15 protein-coding genes are annotated in these 12,928 nt (G+C 70.7%); 8 read left to right on the top strand and 7 right to left on the bottom strand.

The features are described 5' to 3' along the window. Positions 1-129 precede the first annotated feature (129 nt). The 7 genes from JJ685_RS04630 to JJ685_RS04660 all read left to right on the top strand — a co-directional run bounded on the left by JJ685_RS04630 (position 130) and on the right by JJ685_RS04660 (position 6,836). Positions 130-1,857 carry a thiamine pyrophosphate-requiring protein gene (locus JJ685_RS04630; protein ID WP_201673023.1) on the top strand — a complete coding sequence of 576 codons (1,728 nt, stop codon included), beginning with the start codon at positions 130-132 and terminating at the stop codon, positions 1,855-1,857. Between the two features lie 2 nt (positions 1,858-1,859). After that, a complete protein-coding gene (locus tag JJ685_RS04635) occupies positions 1,860-2,810 on the top strand; it encodes a ketopantoate reductase family protein (RefSeq protein ID WP_201673024.1) in 951 nt (316 codons plus the stop codon). Then, positions 2,807-3,784 (top strand): Bug family tripartite tricarboxylate transporter substrate binding protein, encoded by a 978-nt coding sequence (locus tag JJ685_RS04640; RefSeq protein WP_201673025.1) that lies wholly within the window; start codon positions 2,807-2,809, stop codon positions 3,782-3,784. The genes JJ685_RS04635 and JJ685_RS04640 overlap by 4 nt, the downstream gene beginning before the upstream one ends. A gap of 307 nt (positions 3,785-4,091) precedes the next feature. After that, on the top strand, positions 4,092-4,844 hold the full coding sequence (locus JJ685_RS04645) for a hypothetical protein (RefSeq protein WP_201673026.1): 753 nt from the start codon (positions 4,092-4,094) through the stop codon (positions 4,842-4,844). Positions 4,845-4,885: 41 nt separating this feature from the next. Next, a complete protein-coding gene (locus tag JJ685_RS04650; RefSeq protein WP_201673027.1) occupies positions 4,886-5,284 on the top strand; it encodes a cupin domain-containing protein in 399 nt (132 codons plus the stop codon). A 143-nt stretch (positions 5,285-5,427) separates the two neighbouring features. Next, a complete protein-coding gene (locus JJ685_RS04655; protein ID WP_201673028.1) occupies positions 5,428-6,414 on the top strand; it encodes a Bug family tripartite tricarboxylate transporter substrate binding protein in 987 nt (328 codons plus the stop codon). After that, a complete protein-coding gene (locus tag JJ685_RS04660; protein WP_201673029.1) occupies positions 6,414-6,836 on the top strand; it encodes a DUF1810 domain-containing protein in 423 nt (140 codons plus the stop codon). The genes JJ685_RS04655 and JJ685_RS04660 overlap by 1 nt, the downstream gene beginning before the upstream one ends. A gap of 6 nt (positions 6,837-6,842) precedes the next feature. Here JJ685_RS04660 and JJ685_RS04665 read toward each other — a convergent pair whose 3' ends face one another. After that, a complete protein-coding gene (locus tag JJ685_RS04665) occupies positions 6,843-7,136 on the bottom strand; it encodes a SemiSWEET family transporter (RefSeq protein WP_201673030.1) in 294 nt (97 codons plus the stop codon). A 48-nt stretch (positions 7,137-7,184) separates the two neighbouring features. Between JJ685_RS04665 and JJ685_RS04670 the strand changes: the two genes are divergently transcribed. Continuing rightward, entirely contained in the window at positions 7,185-7,493 is a 309-nt protein-coding gene (locus tag JJ685_RS04670; RefSeq protein WP_201673031.1) for a GNAT family N-acetyltransferase, read from the top strand. Here the strand turns inward: JJ685_RS04670 and JJ685_RS04675 are convergent. From JJ685_RS04675 to JJ685_RS04700, 6 genes are all read right to left on the bottom strand, one after another. Further along, positions 7,435-8,208 carry a Crp/Fnr family transcriptional regulator gene (locus JJ685_RS04675; RefSeq protein ID WP_201673032.1) on the bottom strand — a complete coding sequence of 258 codons (774 nt, stop codon included), beginning with the start codon at positions 8,206-8,208 and terminating at the stop codon, positions 7,435-7,437. The genes JJ685_RS04670 and JJ685_RS04675 overlap by 59 nt on opposite strands. A 222-nt stretch (positions 8,209-8,430) precedes the next feature. Further along, positions 8,431-9,870, bottom strand: coding sequence for an NAD-dependent succinate-semialdehyde dehydrogenase (locus tag JJ685_RS04680; RefSeq protein WP_201673033.1), 1,440 nt, complete (start codon positions 9,868-9,870; stop codon positions 8,431-8,433). Positions 9,871-9,996: 126 nt separating this feature from the next. Next, positions 9,997-10,203, bottom strand: coding sequence for a hypothetical protein (locus JJ685_RS04685; protein ID WP_201673034.1), 207 nt, complete (start codon positions 10,201-10,203; stop codon positions 9,997-9,999). A gap of 419 nt (positions 10,204-10,622) precedes the next feature. Beyond that, positions 10,623-11,504 (bottom strand): L-threonate dehydrogenase, encoded by an 882-nt coding sequence (gene ltnD, locus JJ685_RS04690; protein ID WP_236598675.1) that lies wholly within the window; start codon positions 11,502-11,504, stop codon positions 10,623-10,625. A 33-nt stretch (positions 11,505-11,537) separates the two neighbouring features. Continuing rightward, positions 11,538-11,825, bottom strand: coding sequence for a hypothetical protein (locus JJ685_RS04695; RefSeq protein ID WP_201673036.1), 288 nt, complete (start codon positions 11,823-11,825; stop codon positions 11,538-11,540). Between the two features lie 80 nt (positions 11,826-11,905). Next, entirely contained in the window at positions 11,906-12,889 is a 984-nt protein-coding gene (locus tag JJ685_RS04700; protein ID WP_201673037.1) for a S1C family serine protease, read from the bottom strand. Positions 12,890-12,928: the final 39 nt, after the last annotated feature.

Below are 12,928 nucleotides of genomic sequence, written 5' to 3' on the forward strand. Positions count from 1 at the left end.
ATCGCGCGGCGCGGGCCGCACCGCCGCACGGCGTGAACGGGGTTTCCCCCACTCGAAGGGCCCGCCGGCGCCGCCTATTCTTCGCACTTTCGACCTCTCGGTGCATGCAGGCGGCGAAGAAGCAGGACCATGAACCCGGAAGCACGCACGACGGCAGCCCACCATTTCCTCGCCGGGCTCGCGGAAGCAGGCCTCGAGTACCTCTTCTGCAACCTGGGCACCGATCACGTCTCGCTGATCGAGGCCATGGCGCAGTTCGCACGCGAGGGCCGGCGGCACCCCGAGGTGGTGCTGTGCCCGCACGAGAACGTCGCGATCCACATGGCGGGCGGCTATGCCGCCGTCACCGGCCGCGGCCAGGGCGTGCTGGTCCACGTCGACGCCGGCACGGCCAATGCCGCCATGGGCATGCACAACCTGTTCCGCTCCCGCTGGCCGGTGCTGCTGATGGCGGGCCGCTCGCCCTTCACGCTGCGCGGCGAACTCACGGGCTCGCGCGACAACTACGTGCACTTCGTGCAGGACCCGTTCGACATCGCCAGCCTGGTGCGCCCGTACGTCAAGTGGGAATACACGCTGGCGAGCGGCGTGGTGGCCAAGGAGGTGCTGCGCCGCGCCCACACGGTGATGCACAGCGACCCGCCCGGGCCCGTGTTCCTGACGCTGCCGCGCGAAACGCTGGCCGAGGCCTGCGACGCGGAGGTGGCGAGCTTCCCGGCCGAACGCTTCGGGCCGGTCCGCGCCGGCGGCATCCCCGCCGGGGCCGCGCGCGAGATCGCGCGGGCCCTGGTGCAGGCGCGCAAGCCCATCGTGGTCACCTCGTATCTGGGCCGCCGTCCGGAGGCCGTGGCGGCGCTGGAGGCGCTGGCCGCCGAGTGCGGCATCCGCGTCCACGAATTCATGCCCACGGCCCTGAGCGTGTCGCGCGACGCGCCCTGCTTCGGCGGCTTCGACCCCGCCCAGGGCCTCGCCGGCGCCGACCTGTGCCTGCTGCTGGACGTGGACGTGCCCTGGCTGCCGAAGTTCACCGGGCCGGATGCCGGCACGCGCTTCCTCCACATCGACATCGACCCGCTGAAGCAGGACTTCCCCATGTGGGGCTTCGCCACCGACCTGCGGCTGCAGGCCGATTGCGCCGCCGCGCTGGCGGACATCCTGCAGGCGGTGCGCACGCTGGCCGATGACGACTTCCGCGCCCGCGTGGCGCAGCGCACGGCCGGCTGGTCGCGCGAGCGCGACGAGCGCCTGCGCGCCGTGGCGGTGGCCGGGGCGGCCCCGGGCGCCCGCGGCGCCATCGCGCCGGCCTTCGTGTGCGCGACGCTGAACCGCGCGCTGTCGCAGGACGACCTCGTGGTCAACGAGGCGATCCGCAACTCGCCCGCGGTGCTGGCCCAGATCCACCGCACGCGCGCCGGCACCCTGCTCGGTTGCTCCGGCGGCGGGCTCGGCTACAGCGGCGGCATGGCCCTGGGCGCGAAGCTCGCCCGCCCCGCGCAGCGCGTGGTGCAGGTCTGCGGCGACGGCGGCTTCCATTTCTCGACGCCGACCTCGGTCTATGCCGTGGCCCAGCGCGCGAAGCTGCCGATCCTGACCGTCGTCCTGGACAACGGCGGCTGGCAGGCCGTGAAGGAGGCCGTGCTGCGCGTCTACCCGGAGGGCGAAGCGGCCCGGGCGAACCAGTTCCACGCGCGGCTCGACGGCGAGGTGCGCCGCTTCGACCGCGTGGCCGAAGCTTTCGGCGCGCACGGCGAGTACGTCGACGCGCCGGAAGATCTCGAACAGGCCCTGCAGCGCAGCCTGCAGGCGGTGGACGGCGGACGCGCCGCCGTCCTGCACGTGAAGGTGGGAGGGACCTGACGATGAAGAAGATTCTGGTGGTGGGCGTGGGCGCGATCGGCGGCATCGTCGCGGCGAAGCTTGCCGCGAACGCCTATGTCGTCGGGCTGGACAGCAACACCGCCCATGCGCGGCACATCAGCGAGCACGGCCTCGAGATCGAAGGCGCGACCCGCCTGCGCGCACACTTCCCGTGCGTGAGCGAGGCCGTCGAGCTGGTCGACGAGCCCTTCGACGCGGTCGTGTTCCTGGTCAAGTCCAGTGCGACGGCGCAGGTGCTGGGCACCCTGGGGCGGCAGCTCGCGCACAAGCCGCTGCTGGTCACGCTGCAGAACGGCATGGGCAACGTCGAACAGCTGCTGGCCACCGGTGCGCCCGTCGCGCACGGGGCGACCATGAACGCCGGCCGCTACGTCGCGCCGGGGCGGATCGAACACCTGGTCCGCGGCACCACCTGGATGGGCCCGGTGCAGGGCAGGCTGGAAGACATGCAGTGGTTCGGCGACCTCCTCAGCGGCAGCGGGCTGCCGTGCGAGGTCATTGCGGACGTCATGGATGCCGTGTGGTCCAAGTTCGTCTTCAACTGCGTCATGAACCCGGTGGGCGCGCTGGTGGGCGGCCAGAATGCGGCGCGCTACCAGGTGTCCGAGGTCTGCGACCTGATCGACGCGCTGGCCGGGGAATGCCAGCAGGTCGTGCGGGCGCTGGGCGGCAACTTCGCGTTCGAGCCCATGGCCTTCGTGCACAAGGTGCGCGCCGGCGCCGTGCCGATGACGCGCCACGCGGGCTCAATGGCGCTGGACATCGCCCGCGGCGCCGACACGGAGATCGACGCGCTCACGGGCTGGGTGGTCGCGCAGGCGGAGCGCCTCGGCATCCCCGTGCCGGCCTGCCGCACCGTCACGGCCCTGGTGAAAGGCCTGGAGTACACGGCGCGCGGGAGGGCCCCCGCCGCCAGGGAGAACTCCGAATGAAGCGCAACGCCCTGCTCCACGCGGCCGCCGCCGCGATGCTCGCGGTTTCCGTGCTCCCGGTGTTCGCGCAGCAGGGGGCCGCCAACTACCCGTCGAAGCCGATCCGCATCATCGTGGGGTATGCACCGGGCGGGGCCAACGACATCCTGGCCCGCCTGCTGGCGCAGAAGATGCAGGAAGGCCTGGGGCGGGAAGTGGTGGTGGAGAACAAACCCAGCACGGCGGCCATCGTCGGCAGCGTGACCGTGGCGACGGCGCCGCCCGACGGCTATACGCTGCTGATGGGCGCGAGCGGGCCCATCGTGTTCAACCCGGCCCTCTACGAGAAGCTGCCCTACTCGCCGACGAAGGACCTGGTGCCGGTCTCCCTGGTCGGCACCTTCCCGCTGGTGCTCTCGGTGGCGGCCGGCGCGCCCTTCCACAACGTGGCCGACCTGACGGCGTACACCAGGGCCAATCCGGAGAAGTCGAACTATGGTTCCAGCGCGGCCTCGTTCCGGCTGGCCACCGAGCTGCTGAAAAGCAGGACCGGCATCCGCGCCGAGCACATTCCTTACAAGGGCAGCATGGAATCCGTCAACGGAGTCGCCTCCGGCCAGCTCACGATGACATTGGTCGACTCCGGGCCGGCCATGGGCCCGATCAAGGGCGGCCTGCTGAAGGGCCTGGCGGTCACCTCGCCGCAGCGCATCCCTGCCCTGCCCGACGTGCCGACCATGGCCGAACAGGGGGTGGACCTCACCATCCAGTTCTGGAGCGGGCTGCTGGCGCCGGCCGGCACGCCCAAGGCGGTCATCGACAAGCTCGCGGCGGAAGTGCAGCGCATCGTGAAGCTGCCGGACGTGCGCGCCCGCATGGCGGCGCTGGCGATCGACCCGGCCGGCAGCACGCCGGAGGAATTCGCCCGCGTGATCGCGAGCGAGATTCCACTGTGGGCGGGGGTCGCCAAAGCCAACAACATCCGCGCCGACTAGCCTCGGTCGCGGGCGGCCGCAGGGCGGCGCTCCCGCGCTCCCTCCCCACGACAGCCATCGCTGGCGGGCTCGCCCGTGCGACCCGACGCGGCGCGTTACACGACGATTGACTTCGGCGCAAGGCCGAATACGGCGTCTGAAACGAGTTTTAACACTCCTGGACGGACGTAACGAAATCGGCACCTAGGTGCCAAAAAAATCGCGCAGGGAGTCCCGTGCGAGGGTCACCTCCGGCAGTCGCGCCATGCGCTGCCGATTTCTACTATCGGCGGCATGGTTTGACGCATTCCGAAGACGAGGAGGAGATATGCGCAACATGTTCACCGCCGCCGCCCTGGCCTGCCTCATGGTCGCCGCGCCGGCCATGGCCCGCGAGCCTGCCAAGGGCGAGTCCGTCACCTCCACCGTGGAGGTCGGCAAGCTGCGCGTCGCGCTGCCGCCGGGCAAGTGGAACGTCGTGGCGGAGCAGACCGGCAATGCCAGCAGTGCCGACGGCATTCCCACCGGCGGCACGTACAAGAGCTACTTCCTCGTGCAGTACGACGAGGCCAAGCGCTTCGTCGGCTCCTTCCACATCCGGGCGACCACCGAGCCCGGCAATCCCATCGAATGGCGGGACAAGACCTGCGGGCGCGAGGACACCCTCTACCGCGCCGTGCTCGGCGGACCGGCGCATGCGCAGGACTGCGTGCTCATGAACCACCTCGTGCGCTACTTCCAGGCCCAGCCGCGCGACCATGCCGAGCGCGAAGTCTGGAAATGGATCCAGGCCCAGGAGGTGCAGATGCCCAAGACCGTGCTGCAGGTGCAGGAGCGCTTCTTCAAGGGCTCCGAATACCTGTGGGTGGACTACACGGTGAACCCCGAGCTGGTCGACTTCGTGCCTTCCACCGTCACGGACTGGCGCGGCAGCGAGTGGCACCCGGACTTCGTCAAGACCGATCCGGAGCGCCAGGAGTACATCGAGCACGTGAAGAAGTGGGCGTTCTCCAATGCGAAGGTCCACCAGGCCGCCTTGGACCAGGGCCGGACCGGCGAAATAGCTCCCTATCCGCGCTAGGGTTTGCTACTCTTGCGCCGGGAAGCGACGCGAGACGAACGATGGCCCTGCCCCATGCGAAACACCTGGACGTGATCAACGTGGCGCCGCTGGGCGACCAGCTGCCCGGCACGGTGAGCACGAGCCTGATCAAGACCGACCGCATCCAGCTGCTGCACATGGTGCTGGCGCCGCACCAGGACCAGCCGATGCACCACGTCGCCGACGAATGCACCATCCATTGCCTCGAAGGGCTGGTGGACGTGGTGATGGGCGCCGGGGTGCGGCAGCTGCGGCCCGGCAACGTGATCGTGCTGCCGGGGGGCGAACAGCATGCGCTGAAGGCCCGCGCGGAGTCGGCCGTGCTGGTGACGCTGCTGCTCAATGGCGGCGATGCCGGCAACCAGGGCGGCGGCGGGCACCGGCGCGACCCGGACAAGAATTCGCCGACGATGCCGTAAGTTCTACGGCACCTGCGGCCTGTCGCGGCAGTCGCAGGAATCGGGCACGGTGCTCGACCCCGCCGGCCGCCACCCCAACCTGGATTCGCAGGTGGTGGAAACGCTGCTGGCCATCCCCCTCCGAGGCGCCGCAGAATCCCCGGATGATCCGCATAATCCGCATGATCCGCATGATCCGTATCGCGCTGCTGGCCGTGCTCGCCGTCTCCGTCGTCCCGCTGGCCGCGCTGGCGGCCGATTGGCCCCGCGGCCCGCTGACCATCGTGGTGCCGCTGGCGGCCGGCGACGGCGGCGACACGACGGCGCGTGCGATGGCCGACCTGCTGGCGAAGGAGCTCGACACGGCGGTGGTCGTCAGCAACAAGCCCGGCGCGGGCGGCGCCGTGGGCGTGCAGCAGGTGATCGCGGCCCGCAAGGACGGCTACACGCTGCTGTTCACGCAGAACAGTCCGCTGACGATCCGCCGCGTGCTGGAGCCCGCCGCCGCCAGCTACGACCCGCTGCGCGAACTCGCGCCGCTGGCGATCACCACGCGCACGCCCTCGGTGCTGGTCGTGCGCAAGGAGGCGCCCTTCGATACCTTCCAGGAGCTGGTGGCCTACGCCAGGAAGAACCCGGGCAAGCTTCGCATCGGCAACGCGGGCCCCGGCTCGGCCGGCGACCTGAGCGTGCAGGTGATCAACGCGGTCGCCGAGACCGACCTGCTGTCCGTCCCGTACAAGGGCGCCGCGCCCGCGGTGACCGACGTGCTGGGCGGCCAGGTCGAAGGCGTGATCCTGGCCCTGGGCGCCGTGGCCTCGCACATGAAGAGCGGCGCGCTGAAGGCAGTGGCGATCTCCAGCCCCTTCCCCGACCTGCCCCACGTGCCCACCCTTTCGAAACTCGGTTACCGGCAGGACATTCTCGGTGTGTGGTTCGCGTGGATGTTGCCGGCCGGCACGCCCGCGGAGGTGGCCCAGGTGCTCCTGCCCGCGCTGCAGCGGGCCGCCCGCAATCCCGCCGTCGCGGCCCGCCTGCTACCCTTGGGCATCGTGCAGGACTGGGAGCCGGCCACCCGCGTCGTTTCCGAGATCCGGCGCGAGTACGAGACGGTGGCGGACGTGACCAGCAGGCTGCCGCCGAAAAGATAGTGGACGATCCGCACGACCTCGAACGCTTCGTCGCCGCCCAGGCGCCGGTGATCGATGCCGTGCGCGACGAACTGCGCGCCGGGCGCAAGCGCAGCCACTGGATGTGGTTCGTGTTCCCGCAGCTCAAGGGGCTGGGCGCCAGCAGCATGGCGCAGCGCTACGGCATCGCCTCGCTCGACGAAGCCCGGGCCTATCTTGCCCATGCCGTGCTGGGGCCGAGGCTGCGCGAGTGCTGCGCCCTGATGCTGGCCGTGCCCGCCAAGGACGCGCACGAGATCCTGGGCTCCCCGGACGACCTGAAATTCCGGTCCTGCCTCACGCTGTTCTCGCTCGCTGCGCCGCAGGAGGCCGTGTTCCGGCAGGCGCTGCAGCGGTTCTACGAAGGCGAGCCGGATCCGCGCACCGTGGCGCTCTGCGGGTGAACGTATCTAGCCGCGCCACAAGACGCCTGCCACCACCGCCGCATCCAGCAGGATCCACCCGATGCACGCGACCCAGATCGTGCGGTCGCGCTTCTGCAGCCCGTAGAAGAACCACAGCAGGGCGGAGAGCAGGTACGCCCCCCAGGACAGCAGCGACACCCCGGACGTGTTCCGCTCCACCCACACCGCCCACACCTGCGGAACGGTCATCGCCATGGTGAAGACGGACAGCGCCGGGATGACCTTGGCCAGGAGTCCGCCGTCGCCGGGCGCCCTGGCGTGCTGGTTCGTTTGCCACATGGGCCCACTCTAGCCCCGCGGACGGCAGGCCCGTGGCAGCATGGGGTCATGAAGCAGCAGCAGCAAACCCTCGAGGCCTACGAGCCCGACCACGACGAGGCGCATTCCAGCTACGAACTGAAGAAGGACGGCCGCGTGGTCGCGTTCGCGCGCTACCGCCGCGAGGGCGACACCCTGTTCTTCACGCACACCGAAGTGGACAAGGCCCTGGAAGGCCAGGGCCTGGGTTCGCGGCTGGCCGGCTACGCGCTCGACGACGTGCGGCGGCGCGGGCTGAAGGCGGTTGCGCAGTGCAGCTTCATCGCGGGCTATCTCGCTCGCCATGAGAAGGAGTACGGCGCTCTCGTGAAGCGCTGAACTCGGGCCGCTCGGTCTCGCCGCGCAGCAGCTCCTCCAGGCGCTGCATGTTCGTCACCATCAGGCCGCGCTCGGTCTTCTGCAGCAGCCCCTGGCGCGTGAGCGCCGACAGCTCGCGCGTGACCTGCTCGCGCGTGGTGCCCACCTGCGCCGCCAGGTCCGCGTGCCGCGGCGCCGGCTCCAGCCGGGCGAAGTCGCTGTCGGCGGCGGCGACCGCATGCGCCTGGCGCAGCACCTCCGCGCGGATGCGGTTCTGCACCGCCAGCGTGCTCAGCTCGATCACCCGGTCCGTGAGGGACCGCACGAGCCCCACCAGGTAGCGCACGTAGCGCTCTTCCACGAGCGGCTCCTCGCGCAGCAGCTGCTTGAATTCGGCGCTCGAGAGCGAGGCGCTCAGCACGCGCGTGCTGGCGTGGGCGTCGGTCGTGCGCAGGCCGCCGTCGACCGCGGCGAAGTCGCCGACGATCGAGCCCTCGTGCACCTGCGTGAACAGCACTTCGCGGCCGTCGGCGCCGTACACGTGGATGCGCACGCGGCCATCGACGATCAGGTGCACGTCCCCGCCGACGGCGTGGTGCGACACGATCACCTGCCCGGGCTCGAAGCGGCGCCACGTGCACTGCGCGGCGAGCGCGTCGAGGCGGCGCTGCGAAAGCTCCGCCAACAACGGCATGCGCGCGAGGCCGAGGGAGGACATGGGCACGGTGGAAGCCATCGCTTGTCTCCAGGCACGCGCGGGAAGGCCCGCGCCCGCCGCAAAAATCACGCTCCCCGAGGAGCCCGCCCGCGGATCCTGCCGTGGGCAGCGAACTGCCGCCGCAGTTCTGGTGCCCATGATAGTCCGCCGCCGCTGCCCCGCCACATCGTCCTGAAGAAGCACCGCCCACCAACGAAAAAGCCCGGCGCTGCCGGGCTTTTTCACGGAGCGGCCAGGATCTCAGACGTTCATCACCGCCACCGAGCGCGCGTTGAGGTACGCCTCCAGCGCCTCCGGCCCGCCCTCGGAGCCATAGCCCGAGTCCTTGATGCCGCCGAAGGGCATCTCGGCCGTGGGCATGGCCGGCATGTTGATCCACAGCATGCCCACCTCCACCCTGCGCGACAGCAGGTCGGCATTCTTCAGCGACTTCGTGAAGGCATAGCCCGCCAGGCCGAAGGACAGGCGGTTGGCCTCGGCGATGGCCTCCTCCAGCCTGGTGAAGCCGCGGATGCCCGCGACCGGCCCGAAAGGCTCGTCGTTGAACAGCTTGGCCTCCAGCGGCACGTCCACCAGCACGGTGGGCTCCCAGAAGTTACCGGCATCGCCGATGCGCTTGCCGCCGGCGAGCACCTGGGCGCCCTTCTGCACGGCATCGGTCTGGAACTCGGTCATGGCGGTCAGGCGGCGGGGGTTGGCCAGCGGGCCCATCTGGGTGCCTTCGTCCAGGCCGTTGCCGACCTTGAGGCCCTGCGCGTACCTGGCCATCGCCTCGGCGAATTCCGTCTTCACGCTCTCGTGCACCAGGAAGCGCGTCGGCGAGATGCAGACCTGGCCGGCGTTGCGGAACTTGGCCCCGCCGGCGGACTTGACCGCCAGCGCGATATCCGCGTCCTCGCAGACGATCACCGGAGCGTGGCCGCCCAGTTCCATCGTCACCCGCTTCATGTGCTGGCCGGCCAGCCCGGCCAGCTGCTTGCCCACCGGGGTGGAGCCGGTGAAGGTGATCTTGCGGATCGTCGGATGCGGGATCAGGTAGCCGGAGATCTCGGCCGGGTTGCCGTAGACCAGGCCCAGCACCCCCGGGGGAATCCCCGCGTCGGCGAACGCCTTGATCAGCGCGGCGGCGGCGGCCGGGGTCTCTTCGGGCGCCTTGACCAGCATCGAGCAGCCGGCGGCCAGCGCCGCGCCGACCTTGCGCACGATCTGGTTGATGGGGAAGTTCCAGGGAGTGAAGGCGGCCACCGGGCCCACCGGGTCCTTCAGGACCATCTGGCGCAGTTCCGGCTTGAAGCGCGAGGGCACGATGCGGCCGTAGACCCGGAAGCCCTCTTCGGCGAACCACTCGATGATGTCGGCGGCGGCCATCGCCTCGCCCTTGGCTTCCGGCAACGGCTTGCCCTGTTCCTGGGTCAGCAGCGGGGCGATCTCGCCGGCGCGCTCGCGCATGAAAGCGGCGGCCTTGCGCATGATCCTGCTGCGGTCGGCGGGGGTCATGTCCCGCCAGGTTTCGAAGCCCTTCTGCGCCGCCTCGAGCGCCTTGTCGAGGTCAGCCTTGCCGGCATGCGCCACGCGGCCGATTTCCTTGCCGGTGGCCGGGTTGAAGACCGGCAGCGTACGGCCGTCGGCGGCATCCTGCCACTGGCCGTTGATGAAGAGCTGGGTATTGGGGTAGGTCATCGCATGTCCCTCGGGTGAGGCCCGGATTATGCGATGCCGGTCAATTCCCTCCGGCCGAGCTACGAGATGCGCCGCGGTCCGCGGCACGGGGACGGCGCCAGCCCACCGCCGGGGCTTCGCGCCGCATCACAGAAGGATCGTGGCTTCGACCGCGGGGCAGGCCAGGTCGCGACCCACCATCGCCCGCGCGAAGAAGTAGTTGTTCCGCGCGCGCTCGCTCATGCCGTCGAGGTCCACGTGACCTTCGTGGTCGCATGGGAAGGCGAATCCGCGGCCGCTGGCGAACAGCGACTGGAACCGAAGCTGGAACTTACCGTAGGTGGCTTGACACATGGCATTCCCCCGTCTGTACGAGTCGATTGGCTCCTGAGCCCGCTTCCGGTAAATTCCCCGACTGAAGGCTCCCGCACGAGGTATTGCATCAAGCGTGCCGGCCCGCGCCGACGGCGCCACCGTGCCGTCGGACGCGCGCAAATCCGCGCCAGCATTGAGGATTCGGTGGGAGGCGGGGCGGCCCGATGGTGCCGGTCCCCCGGAAGTGGGGGTGGTGGGGTCCCCCACCCGGAAGAACCCGGGGGCGCTGGCCGGGGCCGGGCGGCGCCGGCCGGGGCTCAGCGCCCGATGAGGAAGTGATCGGGCAGTGGCCGATCAGGCCTTCGAACGGCACGATCAGGGCCGCCCCGCATGACATCGACACTTCGGCGCACCGGGCACGGCGCTTCCCCTGCGCGTGCCAGGCGCGGAACGACGCATCACCCGGGCAGGTCGATCCCCGGGAAGATCTTGATCACCGCCGCGTCGTCCTCCCGCCCGTATCCGGCCGACGAGGCCTGCATGAACATCTGGTGCGCCGTAGAGGCGAGCGGCAGCGGGAATTTCGTGGCCCGCGCGGTGTCCAGCACGAGCCCCAGGTCCTTCACGAAGATGTCGACCGCCGACAGCGGGGTGTAGTCGCCCTTCAACACGTGGGGCATGCGGTTCTCGAACATCCAGCTGTTGCCGGCGCTGTGCGTGATGACGTCGAACAGGGCCTCCGGCGCCACCCCTTCGCGCAGGCCCAGCGCCATGGCCTCGGCCGCCGCGGCGATGTGCACGCCGGCGAGCAGCTGGTTGATGATCTTGACCTTGCTGCCGTTGCCGGCGCGGTCGCCCAGGCGGTAGACCTTGGCGGCCATCGCATCGAGCAGTTCGCCGGCCCTGGCGTAGGCCTCGGGCCGGCCGGAGGTCATCATCGTCATCTGGCCGGAGGCGGCCCTCGCGGCCCCGCCCGACATGGGCGCATCGAGGTACAGCAGGTCCATGGCCGCGAGCCGCTGCTCCATCGCCATCGACCAGTTCGGGTCGACCGTCGAACACATGACGAACACGCTGCCGCGCGGCATCGCGGCGGCCGCGCCGCCCGCGCCGAACAGGACCTGCTCCGTCTGCGCCGCGTTCACGACGGCGCTGATCACGACCTCGCAGCGCGAACCCACGTCGGCAGGGCTGCCGCAGGCGACGCCGCCTTCGTCGGCGAAGGTGCGGGTGGCATCCACCCGCACGTCGTACACGTGCACGTGGTACCCGGCGCGGCGCAGCGACTGCGCCATGCCCAGGCCCATCGCCCCCAGGCCGATCAGTCCGACGTTTTTCATGGCGGCCATCATAAGGAGCCGGCCGCCGGCCGCCTACCTCGAACGGGTCACCACGGCGAGCGCGAAGCCGACGGCGAAGGCGGTGAAGGCCGCCGCGAGCGGCCGCGAGCGCACCTGCGCGCGCGCCTGGTCGAGATAGCCCTCGCCAGCGCCGGCGAGGCGCAGGGCGCGCGCACCGCCCCCTGCCTCGACGGCTGTCGCCGTTTCGAGGACGGGCCCTGCCGACTGCAGGGGCTCTTCATCCTCGCGGCCGAGATCGTCTTCCACTTCCGGCGGATGCGTGTCGCCGGTGAGCTTCATGTGCTTGCGCGGATGCGGCATGTCAGGCTCTCCTCTCGGAAGGCCAATCCTCGCAGGACTGCGGGTCGTTGGGGGAGGAAAAGTCGCGCACGGACAGGACACTAACCCGCGTCCGGCGCCTCCAGCGGGCGCACCGTGAGGACCAGCGGCGCGCTGCTGCCCGGCCGCAGCACCGAGAGGCTGCAGTCGCGGCCGATCCGCTCCGGGTGCAGCGCCTGGTAGAGCGCGTCGACGCTGGCCATCGGCTGCCCGTCCAGGTCCAGCAGGAGGTCGCCCGGACGCAGGCCGGCGCGATCGGCGGGGCTGCCCGGCTCGACCGACAGCACGCGCACGGCACGCGCCTGCTGCAGGCCGAGCGCGACCACGATGCGCCGGTCGAGCGGGATCGTGCTGCCGCCGACGCCCAGGTAGCCGCGCCGCATGCGGCCGTGCCGCAGCAGTTCCGGGATGACCATGCTGGCGATGTCGACCGCCACGGCGAAGCAGATCGCCTGCGCCTGCGGGATGATGGCCGTGTTCACGCCGATCACCTCGCCGCGCGCATCGAGCAGCGGCCCGCCGGAGTTGCCCGGGTTGAGCGCCGCATCGGTCTGGATCACGTCGGGGATCAGCCGTCCGGTCGAGGCGCGCATGCTGCGCCCCAGCGCGCTGACGATGCCCGCGGTGACCGTGTGGTCGAAGCCGAGGGGATTGCCGATCGCGATCGCGATCTCGCCGCGCCGCACGTCGGCGGAACGACCCAGCACGGCGGGCACCAGCGCGCCCTGCGACATGCCGTCGACCTGCAGCACGGCGAGGTCGCTGTGCGGATCGTCGCCGACCCAGCGCGCGGCGAAGCGGCGGCCGTCGCTGAAGGAGGCATGCCAGCTGGCGCCCTCGGGGCGGCGCGGGCCGCCGGCGCGCACCACGTGGGAATTGGTGAGCAGATAGCCATCGGGCGTGAAGAGGAAGCCCGAGCCGCTGCCGGCCGGCTTGCCCTGGCGATCCTGCACCTGCACCGCGGCGACGCTGGGGCCGACGCGCTCGGCCACCTCCGTCACCGTGCGGGAGTAGGCGTCGAGGAGGGTGAGGTCGCGCGATCCCATGGGCAGTTCCAGGGATCGCAGATGGGGCGGCACCGCCCC

This window comes from Ramlibacter monticola, from assembly GCF_016722785.1.
GTDB lineage: Bacteria > Pseudomonadota > Gammaproteobacteria > Burkholderiales > Burkholderiaceae_C > Ramlibacter > Ramlibacter monticola.